Source organism: Celeribacter baekdonensis, from assembly GCF_003047105.1.
Lineage (GTDB): Bacteria > Pseudomonadota > Alphaproteobacteria > Rhodobacterales > Rhodobacteraceae > Celeribacter > Celeribacter baekdonensis_B.
Genome location: NZ_CP028475.1, coordinates 3,132,033 through 3,150,658 on the forward strand (window position 1 = coordinate 3,132,033; position 18,626 = coordinate 3,150,658).

The window sequence follows — 18,626 nt, forward strand, 5'->3', positions numbered from 1 at the left end:
AGGCCCCGGATGTCTGAGGTTCAGATTTCGGCCTGTCCCGCCTGTGTGGCGGGACCAGCCGCAAAGGATGTTGCTCATGCACGTGATGTGCGCGACACCCGGTTTGTGCTCTCTTTGCCCGCGATTTATTGTGCGGCCTGTATTTCCGGCGTCGAACGCGAGTTGACCAAACAGCCCGGTGTGCGCGCAGCAAGGGTCAACTTGACGCTCAAACGCGCACATATTGAGGCGGACGAAGACGTCTCTGTCGACGATCTCGTGGGGGCGCTGACCCGCGCCGGATATGAGGCCTATGAACTCGACGCGGGCGCGATTTCGGCGACTGAAACCGACCGCCGAGGCCGCGCCATTCTGACCCGCATTGCCGTGTCCGGCTTTGCCATGATGAACGTCATGCTTCTGTCGGTCGCGGTCTGGTCCGGGGCCTCAGATGTCACGCGCGACATGTTCCATTGGATCTCTGCCGCCATCGCGCTCCCGACCATCGCCTATGCCGCTCAGCCGTTCTTTTTCTCAGCCCTCACCGCTCTTAAAGCCAAGCGCCTCAACATGGATGTGCCGATTTCCTTGGCCATCCTTTTGGCGGGCGGCATGTCTTTGTATGAGACCTTTGAATCCGGCGCGCATGCCTATTTCGACGCCGCTTTGTCACTGACCTTCTTTTTGCTTGCGGGCCGGTATCTGGACTACCGCACTCGCTCCGTCGCCCGCTCTGCCGCCGAAGAACTCGCCGCCCTCGAAGTCCCGCGCGTGACCTTGGCCGATGGTCGGGTGATCTCGATCACCGAGGTTGAAAAGGGCGCGTTGATCCGTGTTGTCCCCGGCGCTCGCGTGCCCGTGGACGGGATCGTCATGGACGGCGCCTCTGAGGTGGATCGCTCTTGGTTGACAGGGGAAAGTCTTCCCGCGCTGGCCGAGGTGGACACGATCGTGTCCGCCGGAGAAGTCAATCTGACCGGGCCTTTGGTGGTTAAAGTCACAGCGGCGGGCGAAGACAGCTCACTGCACCGCATGGCCGATTTGGTGGCGATGGCTGAAACCTCGCGCAATCGCTACACCTCTTTGGCGGACCGCGCCGCGCGGATTTATGCGCCTGCGGTTCACCTTTTGGCGCTTGGCGCGTTCATTGGCTGGATGATTGCCACGGGGGGGGACGTTCGTCATGCCCTGAACATCGCTGTGGCCGTGTTGATCATCACCTGTCCCTGTGCATTGGGCCTTGCCGTGCCTGCGGTCACCACCGCCGCCTCTGGCCGATTGTTCCGCGCCGGGATGTTGATCAAATCCTCCACGGCACTTGAACGTCTGGCCGAGGTTGATACCGTGGTTTTCGACAAAACGGGCACCTTGACCGAAGGTCGCCCCGAACTGTCAAATCTGTCCGACATCCCGCCGCGTGCCCGTGGCATCGCCATGGCTTTGGCATCTGGTTCGGCGCATCCTTTGTCCTTTGCGCTGTTTGCCGCGACGCGCGCCGCCGATGTCATTCCCGCCAAACTGACCGACATTCGCGAAGTGCCGGGGCAGGGGATTGAGGCGCGTTATGATGGTTCGTCGGTGCGACTGGGCCGTGCGGCATGGCTCAATGCCGTGGCCAAGCCCCAAACTGCCACCTATCTTAAAATCGGCGATGAGACCCCTTTGGCCTTTACCTTTGTTGACCATTTGCGTGATGGCGCGGCTGAGGCAGTGGCAGCGCTCAAACGCCAAGGCAAAGATGTTGTGTTGTTGTCGGGTGATACCGCTGCGGCTGTGGCCGACATTGCACATCGCGTCGGAATCGCCGCATGGGATGCCGATTGCTTGCCCGAAGGCAAAGCCCTGCGCGTTGCCGAACTCACCCGGTCTGGCCGCAAAGTGTTGATGGTCGGGGATGGTCTCAATGACACCGCCGCCTTGGCTGCCGCTCATGTGTCGATCTCTCCAGCCTCCGCCCTTGAGGCCACGCGGGTCGTCTCCGACATGGTGCTTTTGGGCAAATCGCTCGCACCGTTGGGCGAGGCGACGCGCGTTTCGATTTCTGCCACCCGCCGCATCAAAGAAAACTTTGCCATTGCGGCAGGCTACAACATGATCGCCATTCCGATTGCTTTGGCGGGCTTTGCCACCCCATTGGCCGCAGCCCTTGCGATGTCGGTCAGTTCCATCACGGTCTCGCTCAACGCGCTGCGCCTCAGAGGTAAATCATGAACGTCCTCGTCTATCTGATCCCAATCTCGCTTTTGCTCGGGGGATCGGACTTGTCGCGTTTTTCTGGTCGCTTCGGTCGCGTCAGTATGATGACCCTGAAGGGGACGCACGGCGCATCCTGACGGGCGATTACGACGATCATCCAAAAGAGTGATTAGTCGGGGGTGGCACCGCGCGCACGATGGACCAAGGCTTCGACCGTCGGTCCCATGGCTTCGACAATCACCGACACGCCCGTGGCATTGGGATGCACCCCATCTGCCTGCATATGGGTTTTAAGTATCTGTTCCCAAAGGCCTAAGTCGGTGAGGGGTTTGAGGAATCCGTCAAAATACAGCGTGCCATAAGTGTCAGCCAAATCCGGGTATATCGCATCGAAATGCGCTTTATACTCGGCACCATAATTGCCGGGCGCTTGCATCCCGACCAACAGGACAGGGACGCTTTTCGCCTGTGCCACTTCCAAAATGCCTTTCAGGTTGGCGCGGCTCAACTCTGGCGACAATCCACGCAATAAATCATTGCCGCCCAAGGCCACGATCATCGCGTCGATGTCCGGGGTCAGGGTCCAGTCCACACGCGACAGCCCGCCCGCCGTGGTGTCCCCCGACACGCCTGCATTGATGATCGTCGCGTCGACGTGATGCGCCGCCAGCCAATCTTGCAATTGCGCGGTGAACCCGTCTTGCTGCATCAAGCCGTAGCCTTGGGTCAAACTGTCACCGAGGGCTGCGATCCGCACAGGCTCGGCAGTGGCCGCCGCCGCCGCACAGATCATCCAAATCTGAAGCAAAACAAGGGTAAATCTCTGGGAAAACCGCTTGCCGATCCGTCGCAACACCCCATATCCAAAGGGTAAAGACACAAGGATGCCCCCGATGCCTGATCCGATCATTTCGCTGAACGATGCCCGCCTGACGCTTGATGGCAATGCCGGGCAGGTCGAGATTTTGCGCGGGATTTCCCTCGATGTCGCGCGTGGCGAAACGCTGGGGCTGGTCGGGCCTTCGGGGTCTGGCAAATCGTCTCTCCTGATGTTGCTCGGCGGGCTGGAACAGGCCACATCCGGGCGCATTTCGGTGCTCGGGCGCGATTTGACCGCGATGGACGAAGACCAACTCGCGCGCTTCCGTAGGGATCATATGGGGGTTGTGTTCCAATCCTTCCACCTTTTGCCGACTATGACCGCTTTGGAGAATGTCGCAATCCCACTTGAACTCGCGGGGGTGAGTGATGCGTTTGATCGGGCGCGCCAGGAGCTTGAGGCGGTGGGGCTTGGCGCGCGGATCGGGCATTATCCGGCACAACTCTCAGGTGGTGAACAACAACGTGTCGCACTGGCCCGCGCTGCCGCCCCACGTCCTGAAATCCTTTTGGCCGATGAACCCACGGGCAACCTCGATGGCACCACAGGCACGGCGATTATGGATCTTCTGATGGGGCTGCGGGATCGGCATGGCTCGACATTGGTGTTGGTCACGCACGCGCCGGAATTGGCGGCGCGGTGTGACCGGATCATTCGGCTGCGTGATGGTGTATTGGATCTCTCCGAGGTCCCCGCATGAAACTGCGTTTGGCATGGCGCATTGCCCGACGTGAATTGCGTGTAGGCCTTCGCGGGTTTCGCGTCCTCTTGATCTGTCTCATCCTTGGCGTGGCTGCGATTGCCGCCGTGACTTCAGTGCGCGAAAGCATCTCTGTGGGCCTCGCCCGCGAAGGGGCAGCTCTTCTGGGCGGGGATGCGGAGATGACATTCACCTATCGCTTTGCCACGCCAGAGGAACGCGATTGGATGTCAGCGCAATCTGTTACAGTGTCAGAGATTGCTGATTTCCGCTCCATGCTCAGTCGCGAGGATGAACGAGCGCTCACCCAAGTTAAAGCCGTTGATGCCGCCTATCCTCTTGTTGGCTCGGTCGGTTTGCGCCCCGACATGCCGCTGACGCAGGCCCTTGCGGGGCGGGATGGAACGCCTGGGATCGTCCTTGACCCAATGTTGCGCGAACGGCTCGGCCTTGCCCTTGGCGATCCTGTGCGTCTCGGCGATGTCGCCTTTGTTGTCATGGCCGAACTGACGCGCGAACCAGATGGGGCTTCTGCCGGGTTCACTCTCGGCCCGCGCAGCATCGTGGCGCGCGAGGCGCTTCGCAACACCGCGCTTTTATCGCCGGGCTCCCTGTTTGATGCGTCGTATCGGCTTAAACTTTCGCCGCAAACCGATCTTGACCCGCTCAAAGCCCGCGCCGAGGCGGAGGTTGCAGAGGGCGGATTTCGCTGGCGGGATTCCCGCAATGGCGCGCCGGGGGTGAATCGGTTCGTGGAGCGGCTCAGCTCCTTTTTGGTGCTTGTGGGGCTTGCTGGCCTTGCGGTTGGCGGCGTTGGCGTGTCCTCTGCAGTGCGCGCCTATCTCGATCGTAAAATCGCCAGCATCGCCACGCTCAAAACGCTTGGTGCGGACCGCGCCACAATCCTGATGATCTATCTGTTGCAGGTGGGTGTTTTGACCCTGTTGGCCATTGTTGGCGGGGTGATCCTTGGCGGTCTCATCCCGCTGATCGCGGCGCCGTTTTTGCAAAATGCCCTTCCCGTTCCGATGGACGCGAGCATTCATCCAGCTCCGCTATTTGAAGCGGCTCTCTATGGCGTCCTCTCCAGTGCCGTTTTCGTGCTTTGGCCCTTGGCCCTCACCGAAAAAATTCGCCCTGCGGCCCTGTACCGGGACGCGCAATTCGGCCTCAAAGGCCTGCCGCGCTGGCCCTATCTTTTGACCATTTTTGTCCTGATCGCAGCTCTTGTGAGTGCTGCAACTCTGTTTTCGGACAGTGCACGTCTTGTGCTTTGGGCGGGTGCCGGATTGGCGCTCTCCTTTGGCGCGTTGGTGCTGGCCGGGCGGGGTATGGCCGTGATCGCGCGCCGCTTGGCCCGGTTCAAAGCGCTGCGTGACTTCTTGCCCCTACGATTGGCATTGGGTTCGGTCGGCGGACCCGGCGGTGAAACCATTTCCGTTGTGCTCTCGCTTGGTTTAGGGCTCACCGTTTTGTCCGCCATCGGGCAAATCGACACCAATCTGCGCGGTGCCATTGGCCGTGATTTGCCCGATGCCGCGCCTTCTTATTATGTGGTCGACATTCAAAAAGATCAGATCGAAGGCGTGCTGAACCGCTTGGCCGAGGATACGGGTGTCACCCGATTTGAGACCGCGCCAATGTTGCGCGGCATCATCACCCGGATCAATGGCCAAGATGCTCAAACCGTGGCTGGGCCACATTGGGTCTTGCGCGGCGATCGGGGCATCACCTACGCCGCGCAAAAGCCCGACAATGCCGAGGTGACCGAAGGCGCATGGTGGTCAGAGGACTACGAGGGGCCGCCGCAAATCAGCTTTGCCGCCGAAGAAGCCGCCGAGATGGGGCTGAAGCTCGGCGATGAGATGACGGTGAACATCCTCGGACGCGACATCACCGGCACGATCACCTCCTTGCGCAATGTTGATTTTTCCAGCGCGGGAATGGGATTTGTCCTGACAATGAATCCGGCGGCTTTGTCCGGGGCACCGCACACCCATATTGCCACGATCTATGTCACGCCTGAGGCGGAGGCCCCGTTGATCCGCGATCTGGCGCGCACCTATCCCAACATCACGACGATCCGCGTGCGGGATGCGATTGATCGGGTCAGTTCCATCCTCAAAAGCATCGCTGCGGCTACAACTTTGGGGGCTATGGCCACTTTGGTGACGGGCGCTGTTGTGTTGGTCGGGGCTGCGGCAGCAGGCGAGGATCGTCGCAGGTTTGAGGCGGCCATTTTAAAAACACTTGGGGCGAGCCGGGGGCGGATTCTGGCCAGTTTTGCCCTGCGATCGCTGCTGTTGGGGGCGGCTGCGGGATGTGTTGCCTTTGGGGCCGGGGCCATTGCCGCTTGGGCCGTGATCCATTTTGTCATGGAGGCAGAGTTCACCCTGTCCACCCTCTCGGCGCTCTGGATCGTGGTCGGAGGGATCAGCGTTACGCTGATCACCTCCTTATTCTTTTCATGGCGTGCCATGTTGGTTCGGCCTGCACGGGTGTTGCGCAGCGCAGACGGATAAAACCTAGTGGCGCGGTATCAAGGCCCGCGCGACCGCATCCGCGATGACTTGCTCTTCGTCCGTTGGAATGACCATCACGGGCGTTGAACCTTTGCCAATATCACGGGCATTTCGAGCATTGGCATCTTCATCAAGCTCGATGCCAAGGTAGCCGAGACGGTCGATGATTTGTGCGCGAATGCTGACTGAATTCTCCCCGATCCCACCGCAAAAAATAAGCGCGTCGATGCCGGATAGTGTCGCCGCCATTGCCCCAATTTCGCGCCGCACGCGATAGACAAAATACTCTATTGCATCCTTGGCCTCGGGGGCATCTGAAGCCTCCAAAACTTGCATATCCGCGCTGATCCCCGAGAGGCCCAACAGCCCGGAGTCGTGATAGAGCATATGCGTCAGCTCTTTCGCGCTCATGCCATCGGTTTCCATCAGGTACAGCAGAATGCCGGGGTCAAGCTGGCCGGAGCGTGTCGACATCGGCAGGCCATCAAGCGGTGAAAATCCCATGGTAGAGGAGATCGAGTGCCCGTTGTTCACCGCACAAATTGATGCACCACTGCCCAAATGGGCGATGATCAAGCGTTTGTCGCGCAACTCAGGATGTTCTTTGGCGATCTGATGGGAGACGTAGTCATAGCTCAGCCCGTGAAAGCCGTAGCGTTTGATCCCCTGTTTGTAAAACCGTCTTGGGATCGCATAAATATCGTTTTCCCAAGGATGGTTGCGGTGAAACGCCGTGTCGAAACAACCGATTTGCAAGGCATAGGGAAAGGCTTGTTTGGCGGCCTCAACCGCAGACAGATTGTGCGGTTGGTGCAAGGGCGCAAGGGGATTGAAGGTCGCAAGATCGGCCATCACTTCATCGGTGAGTTCGGTTGGCGTGGCGCGCAAAGGGCCGCCGTGAACAATCCGGTGCCCGACCCCCGTCACCTCTTTGCCAGCCAAAAGCGGGGTGACTTTTTCAAGGATCACGGCGAGGGCTTCGGTCTGGTTTGACGCTGTGATGGGGAATGTGCCGTTCGGCCCACCCTGTTTGAACTTGAAACTTGGATTTGATCCAATGCCCTGTACGAGGCCGCGCGCAATCATATTTGGGGTTTGTCCAGACCGATACAGAGCAAACTTGACCGAAGATGATCCGGCATTGATCGTCAAAATGCGCTGTCCCATTACCGAATGCCTTGCATCCGATGGGCATGCAGCGCGGCGACCGCACAAGAGGCGAGGCGGGATTTGTCACTGTCCGAACGCGAATTTAAAATGATCGGACAGCGCGCGCCCATGACGACGCCTGCGGCTTCTGCATGGGCGATAAAGGATAGCTCCTTGGCCAACATATTGCCGCTTTCCAAATTTGGCGCGACGAGGATTTCGGCACATCCGGCGACAAGGCTTTTTAGGCCTTTTGTCCGTGCCGCGGCCAGGCTCACTGCGTTGTCCATGGCCAGAGGGCCATCTACAATTCCGCCGGTGATTTGACCGCGTTCCGCCATTTTCGACAGTGCGGCTGCATCAAGCGTTGATGGAATTTTCGGATTCACGGTCTCTACGGCGGACAGAATGCCAACCTTCGGGATCTCGATCCCAAGGCTTTGCGCGAGGTCGATGGCATTTTGGACGATGTCCACTTTCGTGGGGAGATCTGGAGCAATATTGATTGCCGCGTCCGTTACCATCAATACATGGGGAAGGCCAGGAACATCCATCACAAAAATGTGGCTGATGCGCCGCCCCGTTTTCAACCCGCCGTTTGACCGCAAAATCGGCCGCAATAGGTCGTCTGTGTGCATGTGACCTTTCATCATCGCGGCGGCACGGTTTTCATGAATCATGTCGACCGCAATTTGGGAGGCATCAACGTGATTTGTGCTGTGGATGATTTCAAGGCCATCCAGAGAAAGATCATTTTCCTGAGCGGTTCTGAGTATTTTGTCTTGATCGCCGATCAAGATCGGAGTGATCAATGTGTGAGCGGCGGCCAATAAAGCGCCTCGTAGGGAATTGGCGTCTTCGGGTGCGACGACGGCAGTTCGTATCGCTGGCAGGGGTTCAGCCATATCAAGCAGCTTGTCAAAATGGCGATGGCTTTCGACGGTGAGACCTGGCACGTCATGTGCATCAAAACTGTCTTTTTGATCCGGCGCGATGACTTCAGCCTCGCCTTGGACCAAGAGCGTGCCATCTGCAAGGGACACCGTTGTGTGAAAAATCGCGACGCGATCGTTTTCTTTTCGGATCAGTTTGACGCGGGCAACCAGTTCGTCGCCAGCATGCGCGCGCCCGAGAAACCGAAGACTCTGAGATTTATAGAGTGTACCCGGACCCGGCAAACGGTTTCCAAGGACAGAGGAAATAAGAGAACCAACCCAAAAGGAAGGCGCAACGGCTTCAGGTTTTCCATCTTTATCGCCGTCCTCTCGCGGAAGATGCATTGGATTTAAATTGCCCGAAGCATGCGCAAAAACATAAAGATCATCTGCGACGCACAAACGTCGGGTCTCGGCTTCCATTCCGATTTCAAGCTGATCGAATGGAACATTTTGGAATACAGTCACGTGCAATCCTTGCTGTGCTGGAATTTCAGTTATGCCCTACTTGCGGTCTAAACTGGATACGGCTCTATGAGCCATATCAACCCAAGCCTGAAGTTTTATGAAACTTTCGTATTTACATCAGTGTTATGTCTTTAAGCGTAGTGCCTTATGTATCCTACTTTCGCAACTGTGTGCAGTGCCCGGCCTTCTTTTCATAGGGAAGAACGGCGAGGAGCATGCTTGATGGGCAAAGTTTCCATTAAGCATGCTGGACAGGTTTAAGACGCGAGGCTGAAATCATCGTCCCCTTTAGGGGATGATGCCGCTGTCGTAGAGGGGCGGGAATCGTCTTCCTTTAAAACAAACTGTGACACAATCTCGCTCAGAGTTGCGGCTTCGTTGGCCAATGAGAAGCTTGCGGCTGTTGTCTCTTCAAACATCGCTGCGTTTTGTTGAGTGGTTTGATCAAGATTGGCGACAGCTGTATTGATTTCGGAAATCCCCGCCGATTGTTCTTCAGCGGACGTTGCAATTTCGGACATGTGCGTCGCAATTTCCGAAACATCATGGACGATGGAGCGGAGAGCTTCTCCAGTTTGGTCGACAAGAGAAACGCCGCGTCCCACTTCTTGTCCAGATTCCGAAATCAAGTTGTTGATTTCGCGCGCAGCTTCTGAGGATCTTTGCGCCAGTGCACGCACCTCGGATGCGACCACGGCAAAGCCGCGTCCGGCCTCGCCTGCGCGTGCAGCCTCCACGCCAGCATTCAGTGCCAGCAAATTGGTCTGGAATGCAATATCATCAATAACACTGATAATTTTTGAAATTTTACCAGAGGAGTCTGAAATCGCGTCCATGGCAGAAATGGCTTCCTTCACCACAGAGCTTGCTGATTGGGCATTCATTTTTGCGCCACCAACTGTTTTGTTTGCCAGCGCTGCCCCATCTGCAGCTGATTTGACCGCAGCCGTCAGTTGCGTCAATGCTGATGCCGTTTCGCCGAGTGTCGATGCGGCCCGCTCTGTACGGCGAGACAAGTCATCGGCAGCATTTGAGATTTCACCCGAGTTTGAATGAATGGTTTGAGCTGTCTCGGAGAGGCGTTCGACCACTGAGCGCAAAGAACTGACTGCTGCGTTATAATCCATGCGAAGTTGTTCGTAGCTCGCTGGAAATTGTTGATCAATTGTTTGGCGGACGTCTCCTTGGGACAGGCGGCGAAGCCCCTCGGCAAGGGCTTCCACCACAGCGCTCTGTTCAGCGTGACGTGCTTTGCGTTCAGCTTCAGCGGCTTCTTCTAGAGCACGGCGTTCTTGTTCGGTCGCAAGTTCGCGTTCTCGGTCGCGAGTTTCCTGTTGTTTCTGCCGTTCAAGCTCTGCCGCTTCGCGTTCTGTTTTCTCGCGGGCCGCCTCTTCTTGCGCTTGGGTTGCGCGACGTGCATTTTCGGCGGCTTCGTTTTCCATACGGTCTTTTTCGACAAGGTTATTGCGGAACACTGTGAGTGCTGAGAACAGCCGTGCTATTTCACCGTATTGGCCGCCGACGCGTTTGATTTCTGTCATGTCGCCAATCGCAAGGCGTTCGGTGCTTGCTGTCACGGCGGACAACGGGCGCATAATCAGCAGAAAAGTCAAAACGGGTGCCCCAAGAACAATTGCCGCAGCAATCAGGGCAATTCCGTTCATTGTCATAGATGCTTGTTTTGCGGTTCCCATCAGAGTTTGGCTCGCATCCGAGATGCCAATGATGGAGTCTTTAGAAATGCTCATGACCATGTCGCTGATCCGTAACAGATCAGATGACACAGAGTCGGTTGCGACTTGACCCAAACCGCGTGCCTGCAGAGCTTCGATCCGCGTGGCTAAGAGGCCGCTTTCGGGATTGGTGGCTTCAAGGAGCAAGGCCACCTTTTCTGCAAGGTCTGGAGGGAGATCTTGTAAAGTGTCGCGGATGTGTGGTGCTTCGCTATCGATTTCGAATTGTAGGGCGTGGATATAGCCCGCGTTGATGGAGGCCGCGCCTTGCAGCGCTTTGATCAAGATGGATTTGAGCGAGGTGTCGAGGCGCGCGAGATCAGTGATGTTCTTTACGTCAGTGTTGAGAAGATCTGTCACGACTTTGGCATTTTGCGCGAGTGTATTTGTGCTTTCGGCATCTAGATCAGCAAGGACGCTTTCCACAGCTTGGGATGTGACTTCGTTGAGGGTCTCCTGAGAGGTACGCAAAAGATGGGCGCGTACTTTCATGTCGAAAGGCGACAAAGTTATGAACTCGGCCTGAAAAGCGGAGGCTTCGCGAATGGAGGGCACAAATTCAGCAGAAGAGGTGTTGTTTTCCATGTCCACGAGCAGGGCATCAATCTGTGCCTGTGCCTCGCTGGCCATCGCCTGAAGGTCTGAACGTGTCCCTAAATCGTTGGTTTCAAGAAGTGCCTGAGTTGCCCCAACAGTGAGATTTAATTCTGACTTGAGCAGCAATGTGAGTCTCAGAGCATCAACTTCGCGCTTGAGGAGGTGTTTGAGGCTCTGGTTAGATTTCGAACTGGCATTGTTCCCGGCCAGCAGCAGCGCGAAGGAGGCGCGGTCGATCCGGCCCTGTAGGGTTTCGCTCAATTCACGCGATTGTTGATTGAGTGTTGAGAGCGCTTTCATGTTGCGACTTTGGGCCGACAACTCCGCACTGCGGGCGGCCATCAACGCGTCAATATCGGCAGTGAGTGACGCCATTTCAGTTTCAATATTTGCGTATTGATCAAGATCCAAATCTTGGATTTGAGCCAGAAGACGTGACCGTGTTTCGCGCACGGTGTCTGAGTTGGAATCGATGGCGAGGTGCGAATTCGTTGTCAGCAATGTGTTGATCGCATCTTTGAGGCTAGATACGGAATTGGCGATACCAGAGGCAGTTTCAAGCGGTGGAATAGACTCTGCAACGAGTGTATCAACCTCGTCGTTGATGGTTGAAATGAGCGACCCAGACACGAGGATCGCAGCGGCCGTTGTGCCCGCCAATGCGAGCATGATCACCAAAATCTTGGCTGCCACTGATCCAAGGAGAGTCCTGATTTTCGTCTTCATACTGCGCTCCGTTCCGTCATTTCGGGCCCGAACTGATGCCTTTTCAGAAAAGGGTCCCGTGTCAATCGACCGTAAGGTTGCAGCAAGGTGCTAATATTCAGTTGATCTGAGCAGCATCCATAAATTTGTATATATTTGATGCTGTGCGATGAGCGAGATCGTGCCCCGCCCAATGACGGAATCACACGGCCAATGTGAGATCTGGGCAATGAAAGCGAGCGGGCAAACCTTTATCTTTCGCGCATCATTGTGACAGTTCTTTGAACAAACGCCCAAAAATTAGTCAAACATGCCGGATTTGATCCGAGAGCAATTGTGCATTTGTATACAGGCTTGTGTGCGCGATTTCCCAGAACACAGACTATTCCTGCGCGCCACTGCCGAGGGATATCCCGTCATCTGAGGCGCGCGAGGGGACATGCGGTGGCGACGAACTTGCCGGTAGCCACCACCGCATTCACAGCAACAGAATAACGCTGCAAAGGGGAATGTAGGCGTTTTGTCCAAAAATTCAATCAATTGAATGGACGCCTTTTAAAGGCAGACGTCGCAGTCCTTGCGGCTTCCAACAAGGGAACATGGAAGTGAAAACCAAACTTAAAGCCACTCTGGCGACCGCTCTTTTCGCAAGCACCGCGATGGCCACTGCGGCCTTTGCAGAGTGCCCGGTCAAAGTCGGCGTGTTGCACTCGCTTTCGGGGACGATGGCGATTTCTGAAACCACGCTCAAAGACACAATGTTGATGCTGATCGACGAACAAAACGCCAAAGGTGGTGTTCTGGGCTGTCAAATCGAAGCCGTCGTCGTCGATCCGGCCTCGGATTGGCCGCTCTTTGCCGAAAAAGCGCGCGAGCTTTTGACCGTGCACAATGTTGATGTGATGTTCGGCAACTGGACCTCGGTGTCGCGCAAATCGGTTCTGCCGGTGATCGAAGAGCTCAACGGCCTTCTGTTCTACCCGGTGCAATATGAGGGCGAAGAGAGCTCCAAAAACGTGTTCTACACAGGCGCTGCGCCGAACCAACAGGCGATCCCGGCGACAGACTATTTCCTAGACGAACTGGGTGTCGAGAAATTCGCGCTCTTGGGCACCGACTATGTCTACCCGCGCACCACGAACAACATCCTTGAGTCCTATCTCAAATCCAAAGGCATTGCAGCCGAAGACATCTTTGTGAACTACACGCCGTTTGGTCACTCCGATTGGTCGAAAATCGTCTCTGACGTTGTGGCGCTGGGCGCAGATGGCAAAAAAGTCGGCGTGATTTCGACCATCAACGGCGATGCCAACATCGGCTTCTACAAAGAACTCGCCGCGGCTGGCATTTCCGCAGATGACATCCCGGTTGTGGCCTTCTCGGTTGGTGAAGAAGAGCTCTCCGGTCTCGACACCTCCAACCTCGTCGGTCACTTGGCTGCCTGGAACTATTTCATGTCCGCCGACACCCCAGAAAATGCCGCCTTTATTGAGGCTTGGCATAAATTTATCGGCGATGACAAACGTGTCACCAATGACCCGATGGAAGCGCACTATATTGGGTTCAACATGTGGGTGAATGCCGTTGAAGCCGCTGGCACCACCGATGTCGACGCGGTGACTATGGCGATGTACGGCCAAGAGTTCCCGAATCTCACCGGCGGTACTGCTGTGATGAACGTCAATCACCACCTCTCGAAACCAGTCTTGATCGGTGAAATTCAGGCCGATGGTCAGTTCGACATCATCTCTCAAACCGCTGAGGTGCCGGGTGATGCATGGACCGATTTCTTGCCGGAATCTGCGGTGTTGATGTCGGATTGGAAAGACCTCGGCTGTGGCATGTACAACACCGAAACCAAGACCTGCGTTCAGTTGAAATCCAACTACTAAACATTTTGGGTTTGAGTTGAGACATGACTTAAATCCGAAACCTGTGAAACCCAACTGAGGCCGTGGGCGTTTCGGGACATCTCGATGACTTACTAGATCCCGAAACGCTTTCAGCCGCGATTTGACACATGAAGGGCGGTGCTCCTGCCGCCCTTCGTTTCCAGCCAAAAGAGATAGCTCATGATCCGCCGAATTCTCGCGGCTTGTCTGGTGTTTCTGACCCTTGCGCTCACCGCGCAGGCTCAGGACCGGACGATCCAAGACGTGCTGCAAGAGCACGCTGAGGCCATCGTAAAATCCTCGCGCACAACCATTGGACCGGCGATTGAGGCCGTGGCCAATTCCGGCCTGCCTTCGGCGCAAACCGTTTTGCAAAAATGGCAGAACAAGGACATGTGGCAGTGGTCAGAAAATGGTTTTTTCTACGCGGCAACTGTCGCAGGCGCTGAGGTCACGTTGACGGATTTCGACACCGGCGAGACCGTTGCAACCGTGGCAAAAGGTGACGTGAGCCAGCTCAAACCAAACTCAGGTATTCGGGCGATGATCGGTGCGGCTTTGGTGCAATTCCAACTCAACGATCCCAATCCTGACCGCCGCCGCGAGGCCCTTTTGGCGATTCAGCGCGATGGCGAAGCCTCACACCTCGCCCCTCTGCGCGCCTCAATTGAAAATGAGAACATCCCAGAGATCAAAGCGCTCAAAGAGGTCACAGAGCGGCTTTTGACCATTTCTTTCGACAAAGACGATGCCAAACGGATCACGGCGATCGAGGGCCTTGGCTCCTCCCTCTCGCTCGATGCCCGCGCCGCGCTCAACCCGGTTCTCAGCGCCAAATTGGTTTATGCCGAGGACTTGCCAGAGACGGCAAACATCAAACGTGAGATCAAGCCGGGCTCAGAGGCGCTGTCTGTATCGGATGCCTTTGCTCTGATGGTCTCTGCCGGGGTCGCAATCGCGCAACCCACGATTTCTGAACGTAAATCAGCCCTCGTAGAGCACATGGACAATGGCAAAGTCGGCGGCGTTCCTGTCTCCGATTTGACCAGTCAAGATGCCCGTGACCACGCCTATCAAGCCCTTGCGTCCGAGGGCCTCGTCCCGGCTTTTGACCCCGCATTTTCCATGGAGGCCGCCGTTAAAGGTGTGCGCTTTGCCGAGGTCTATGACGAACCTTCCGCTGCCGTTACCGAGGCCGCGCAAAAGACCCTTCACAGCATCAACCGCGCCGTTGGGATCAACCAATTCCTCGATCTGTCGCTTGACGGTCTGTCGCTTGCCTCGATCTACTTTCTCGCCGCCATTGGTCTTGCCATCACCTTTGGTGTCATGGGCGTGATCAACATGGCGCATGGCGAATTCATCATGATGGGCGCCTACACCGGCTATGTGGTGCAACAGATCATCCCGGATTACACCGTCTCGATCCTCGTTGCGATCCCAATGGCCTTTGCCGTCACATTCGCCGCCGGGGTGGCGATGGAGCGGCTAATCATCCGTTGGCTTTACAACCGTCCGCTTGAAACGCTGCTTGCGACCTTCGGCGTCTCCATCGCCCTGCAACAAATCGCCAAGAACATTTTTGGCACCCAAGCCCGCCCGCTCACCTCACCCGGTTGGCTCGATGGCGCGTTGGTGATCAACGATGTGTTGGCGATCTCTTACATTCGCATCGCGATTTTTGTCCTCGCGCTGATTTTCCTCGGCATTTTCCTCTTTATCATGAAGAAAACCCGCCTTGGCCTTGAGACCCGCGCGGTCACTCAAAATCCGCGTATGGCGGCCTCGATGGGCATCAACCCGGATCGGGTGAATATGCTCACCTTTGGGCTTGGCTCCGGCATCGCCGGTGTCGCAGGCGTGGCCATCGGGCTTTATGCCAAAGTGACCTCGGAGATGGGCACGGATTATATTGTGCAAAGCTTCATGACCGTAGTTGTTGGCGGTGTCGGCAATATCTGGGGCACGCTTTTGGGCGCTTTGGGCATCGGCTTCCTGCAAAAGGGCATCGAATGGTTCAACCCGTCCAACACGTTGGCGGCCCAGACCTACATGATCATCTTCATCATCATTTTCATTCAGTTCCGACCCAAGGGCATCATCGCCCTCAAGGGCCGCGCGGCGGGGGATTAACCCATGGATTTCTTGAAAAAATACCCTTCGCTTCCGGCCTTTATCGCCACTTTGCTGATCTTCACTCTTGCGGTCACGTTCCTGTCCGAGGCCTATGGCACGGGGGCGATGTCGACCTCTTTCGTCAAAACGCTGGGCAAGACACTCTGCCTTGCCTTGGTTGCGATTTCGATGGATTTGGTCTGGGGCTACACGGGTATTCTGTCGCTCGGCCATTTCGCGTTTTTCGGCCTTGGCGGCTATATGATCGGCATGTGGCTGATGTTCGCGCGCACGAAACTCATCGTGGTCGAAAGCATGGCCGCCGCAGACATTCCCGCCACGGCGATGGAGATCAAAGACGCCGTTGGCACGCAAATCTTTGGCGTTGTTGGTTCGTCCGATTTCCCGCTGGTCTGGATGTTCGCCCATAGTTTCTGGGCCCAGATCGCATTGGTTGTTTTGGTTCCGGGCGTTTTGGCGCTGGTCTTTGGCTGGCTTGCGTTCCGCTCGCGCGTCACGGGCGTCTACCTGTCGATCCTGACCCAGGCGATGACCCTCGCCCTCTCGCTCTATCTGTTCCAAAACGACAGCGGCTTGCGCGGGAACAACGGGCTTTCGGGCCTGCAAAACCTGCCCGGACTGGATGCGGTCTCCCAAGATGCGGTGTCGATCTGGTTCTTTTGGGCCTCCGCCTTTGCGCTTTTGGTCACCTACCTCATCGCCAATTTCGTCGTCTCCGGCAAATTCGGCTCGGTCATTCGCGGCATTCGCGATGATGAGGCGCGCGTGCGGTTTTTGGGCTATTCCGTAGAGGGGTTTAAACTCTTCGTCTTTGTCCTCACCGCGGTCATCGCGGGCATCGGTGGGGCGCTCTATTATCCGCAAGCCGGGATCATCAACCCGGCTGAAATCGCTCCCATCGCTTCGATCTATCTCGCGGTTTGGGTCGCCATCGGTGGTCGGGGGCGGATCTACGGCGCAGTGATCGGTGCGGGCGTGGTCTCGCTGGTCTCGACCTATTTCACCGGTGGCCAAGCCCCCAACATCAACCTCGGATTTTACACGATCAAATGGGTCGATTGGTGGCAGGTGCTCTTGGGCCTCTCCTTTGTTCTCGTCACATTGTTCGCGCCCAAAGGCATCGGTGGTTTGTTTGATCTGATCTCCGGGCGCTTGTCCCCCAACCGCAAAGGCGCGCCGCTTGGCCCTGACCAAGGCAGCTTGCGCGAAGAGGAGGCCGAGAAATGAGCCAGCTTTTAGAAGTGTCGGGCGTCTCCGTGTCTTTTGACGGGTTCAAAGCCATCAACAACCTGTCCTTCTCCATTGGTCCGGCCGAAATGCGCGCCATCATTGGGCCGAACGGGGCGGGCAAGACCACATTTATGGACATCGTGACAGGCAAAACCAAACCCGACGAAGGCTCTGTGCTTTGGGGCGATATGTCGAAAAACCTGATCGGCATGAATGAGGCCAAAATTGCCCGCATCGGCATAGGCCGTAAATTCCAACGCCCCACCGTGTTCGAAGATCAAACTGTGTTTGAAAACCTCCTCATGGCGGTCAAAAATGACCGCTCTCCGTGGTCCGTGTTGTTCTTCAAGCCTAAATTCAAGGATCTTGCCAAGGTTGAAGAGCTCGCCTCCGAAATCGGTCTGTCTGATCAGCTTGAGCGCAAATCCGGCGAGCTGTCTCACGGTCAAAAGCAATGGTTGGAGATTGGTATGCTCTTGGCCCAAGACCCGCAGCTTTTGCTGGTCGATGAACCCGCCGCAGGGATGACTTTGGGCGAGCGTGAACACACGACCGACATCCTCAAAGAGGCGGCGAAAACGCGTGCTGTCGTGGTGGTCGAACATGACATGGATTTCGTGCGTCGGCTTGAATGCAAAGTCACGGTTTTGCACGAAGGATCGGTTTTGGCCGAAGGCTCGCTGGATCATGTGACGCAAAATAAAGACGTCATAGACGTCTATCTTGGCCGCTAAAGGAGAGACGACCATGCTCGATGTGAAAAACCTCTCACTGCACTATGGCGGTTCTCAGATCCTCTATGATGTGGATATTTCTGCGCGTGCGGGCGAAGTCACCTGTGTCATGGGCACCAACGGCGTTGGCAAAACCTCTCTGTTGAAGGGCATCTGTGGCACTCATCCGCGTTCGGGCGGCACGATGACGCTTGATGGTGAAGATGTGGGCCGGGCACCGGCGCATGAACTGGCCAAAAAAGGCCTTGCCGTGGTGCCGCAAGGCCGGATGATCTTTCCGCTTTTGACGGTGAAGGAAAATTTGGAATCTGGCTTCACCTGCCTGCCAAAATCAGAACATTTTATTCCTGATGAGGTGTTCGAACTTTTCCCCATTCTCAAAGACTTCATGCACCGTCGCGGCGGCGATCTTTCAGGCGGGCAACAACAACAATTGGCCATTGCCCGCGCCCTGATCATCAAGCCGAAACTGTTGCTTTTGGATGAGCCGACCGAGGGCATTCAGCCCAATATCATCCAACAAATCGGCCGGGTCATTGCGCTTTTGCGTGACCGAGGCGACATGGCAATTGTCTTGGTCGAACAGTATTTTGAATTTGCCTACGACCTTGCGGATCAACTTGTGTTCATGGAACGCGGTCGCGTGACCTCTCGCCACTCAAAATCCGAAATTTCCAAAGAAGAGGCCGCAAAAACCTTCCGTATCGCCTGAGTTTTCCCACGCCTATCAAGGACTTCTGACTCTGCGGTGCAGCATTCATGCGGCACTG

At 56.3% G+C, this 18,626-nt stretch carries 12 protein-coding genes and 1 pseudogene; 9 read left to right on the forward strand and 4 right to left on the reverse strand.

From position 1 onward, the window contains the following. Positions 1-9: 9 nt before the first annotated feature. Together DA792_RS19095 and ccoS are read left to right on the forward strand one after the other, a co-directional pair. Complete coding sequence (locus DA792_RS19095) at positions 10-2,190, forward strand: heavy metal translocating P-type ATPase (protein ID WP_107722085.1); 2,181 nt, start codon at positions 10-12, stop codon at positions 2,188-2,190. After that, positions 2,187-2,344, forward strand: a pseudogene (gene ccoS, locus DA792_RS19100) (cbb3-type cytochrome oxidase assembly protein CcoS). Before DA792_RS19095 ends, ccoS begins: the two are co-directional and overlap by 4 nt. Here ccoS and DA792_RS19105 read toward each other — a convergent pair. Continuing rightward, the gene (locus DA792_RS19105; RefSeq protein ID WP_439099371.1) at positions 2,345-3,085 is read right to left on the reverse strand and encodes an arylesterase; all 741 of its coding nucleotides are present in this window, start codon (positions 3,083-3,085) and stop codon (positions 2,345-2,347) included. On the opposite strand from DA792_RS19105, the gene DA792_RS19110 reads away from it, so the two are divergent. Together DA792_RS19110 and DA792_RS19115 are read left to right on the forward strand one after the other, a co-directional pair. Continuing rightward, on the forward strand, positions 3,069-3,755 hold the full coding sequence (locus DA792_RS19110) for an ABC transporter ATP-binding protein (protein ID WP_107722087.1): 687 nt from the start codon (positions 3,069-3,071) through the stop codon (positions 3,753-3,755). The two genes, DA792_RS19105 and DA792_RS19110, sit on opposite strands and share 17 nt — an antisense overlap. Beyond that, the gene (locus DA792_RS19115; protein ID WP_107722089.1) at positions 3,752-6,277 is read left to right on the forward strand and encodes an ABC transporter permease; all 2,526 of its coding nucleotides are present in this window, start codon (positions 3,752-3,754) and stop codon (positions 6,275-6,277) included. Before DA792_RS19110 ends, DA792_RS19115 begins: the two co-directional genes overlap by 4 nt. A gap of 3 nt (positions 6,278-6,280) precedes the next feature. On the opposite strand, the gene DA792_RS19120 is transcribed toward DA792_RS19115, so the two are convergent. The 3 genes from DA792_RS19120 to DA792_RS22475 all read right to left on the reverse strand — a co-directional run bounded on the left by DA792_RS19120 (position 6,281) and on the right by DA792_RS22475 (position 11,885). Then, entirely contained in the window at positions 6,281-7,444 is a 1,164-nt protein-coding gene (locus DA792_RS19120) for an acetate/propionate family kinase (RefSeq protein WP_107722091.1), read from the reverse strand. Beyond that, positions 7,444-8,784, reverse strand: a complete 1,341-nt coding sequence (locus DA792_RS19125) for a bifunctional enoyl-CoA hydratase/phosphate acetyltransferase (RefSeq protein WP_254679726.1) — start codon at positions 8,782-8,784, stop codon at positions 7,444-7,446. Before DA792_RS19125 ends, DA792_RS19120 begins: the two co-directional genes overlap by 1 nt. A 302-nt stretch (positions 8,785-9,086) precedes the next feature. Then, positions 9,087-11,885: a methyl-accepting chemotaxis protein gene (locus tag DA792_RS22475; protein ID WP_254679312.1), complete on the reverse strand. Its 2,799-nt coding sequence runs from the start codon at positions 11,883-11,885 to the stop codon at positions 9,087-9,089. 578 nt (positions 11,886-12,463) lie between these two features. Between DA792_RS22475 and urtA the strand changes: the two genes are divergently transcribed. The 5 genes from urtA to urtE all read left to right on the forward strand — a co-directional run bounded on the left by urtA (position 12,464) and on the right by urtE (position 18,568). Beyond that, entirely contained in the window at positions 12,464-13,756 is a 1,293-nt protein-coding gene (urtA, locus tag DA792_RS19135) for an urea ABC transporter substrate-binding protein (protein WP_107722095.1), read from the forward strand. A gap of 180 nt (positions 13,757-13,936) precedes the next feature. Continuing rightward, the gene (gene urtB / locus DA792_RS19140) at positions 13,937-15,889 is read left to right on the forward strand and encodes an urea ABC transporter permease subunit UrtB (RefSeq protein ID WP_107722097.1); all 1,953 of its coding nucleotides are present in this window, start codon (positions 13,937-13,939) and stop codon (positions 15,887-15,889) included. Between the two features lie 3 nt (positions 15,890-15,892). Then, entirely contained in the window at positions 15,893-17,119 is a 1,227-nt protein-coding gene (gene urtC / locus DA792_RS19145; RefSeq protein ID WP_107722099.1) for an urea ABC transporter permease subunit UrtC, read from the forward strand. Further along, positions 17,116-17,856 (forward strand): urea ABC transporter ATP-binding protein UrtD, encoded by a 741-nt coding sequence (gene urtD, locus DA792_RS19150; protein WP_107722101.1) that lies wholly within the window; start codon positions 17,116-17,118, stop codon positions 17,854-17,856. Before urtC ends, urtD begins: the two co-directional genes overlap by 4 nt. A 13-nt stretch (positions 17,857-17,869) precedes the next feature. Continuing rightward, the gene (urtE, locus tag DA792_RS19155; RefSeq protein ID WP_107722103.1) at positions 17,870-18,568 is read left to right on the forward strand and encodes an urea ABC transporter ATP-binding subunit UrtE; all 699 of its coding nucleotides are present in this window, start codon (positions 17,870-17,872) and stop codon (positions 18,566-18,568) included. Positions 18,569-18,626: the final 58 nt, after the last annotated feature.

What these genes read in the sequence shown, in the direction of transcription:
- DA792_RS22475 (WP_254679312.1), bottom strand. Translation starts at nt 11,885, where the DNA reads ATGAAGACGAAAATCAGGACTCTCCTTGGATCAGTGGCAGCCAAGATT.
- DA792_RS19115 (WP_107722089.1), top strand. Translation starts at nt 3,752, where the DNA reads ATGAAACTGCGTTTGGCATGGCGCATTGCCCGACGTGAATTGCGTGTA.
- DA792_RS19125 (WP_254679726.1), bottom strand. Translation starts at nt 8,784, where the DNA reads ATGGAAGCCGAGACCCGACGTTTGTGCGTCGCAGATGATCTTTATGTT.
- DA792_RS19110 (WP_107722087.1), top strand. Translation starts at nt 3,069, where the DNA reads ATGCCTGATCCGATCATTTCGCTGAACGATGCCCGCCTGACGCTTGAT.
- DA792_RS19120 (WP_107722091.1), bottom strand. Translation starts at nt 7,444, where the DNA reads ATGGGACAGCGCATTTTGACGATCAATGCCGGATCATCTTCGGTCAAG.
- urtA (WP_107722095.1), top strand. Translation starts at nt 12,464, where the DNA reads ATGGAAGTGAAAACCAAACTTAAAGCCACTCTGGCGACCGCTCTTTTC.
- urtE (WP_107722103.1), top strand. Translation starts at nt 17,870, where the DNA reads ATGCTCGATGTGAAAAACCTCTCACTGCACTATGGCGGTTCTCAGATC.
- urtC (WP_107722099.1), top strand. Translation starts at nt 15,893, where the DNA reads ATGGATTTCTTGAAAAAATACCCTTCGCTTCCGGCCTTTATCGCCACT.
- urtD (WP_107722101.1), top strand. Translation starts at nt 17,116, where the DNA reads ATGAGCCAGCTTTTAGAAGTGTCGGGCGTCTCCGTGTCTTTTGACGGG.
- DA792_RS19095 (WP_107722085.1), top strand. Translation starts at nt 10, where the DNA reads ATGTCTGAGGTTCAGATTTCGGCCTGTCCCGCCTGTGTGGCGGGACCA.
- DA792_RS19105 (WP_439099371.1), bottom strand. Translation starts at nt 3,085, where the DNA reads ATGATCGGATCAGGCATCGGGGGCATCCTTGTGTCTTTACCCTTTGGA.
- urtB (WP_107722097.1), top strand. Translation starts at nt 13,937, where the DNA reads ATGATCCGCCGAATTCTCGCGGCTTGTCTGGTGTTTCTGACCCTTGCG.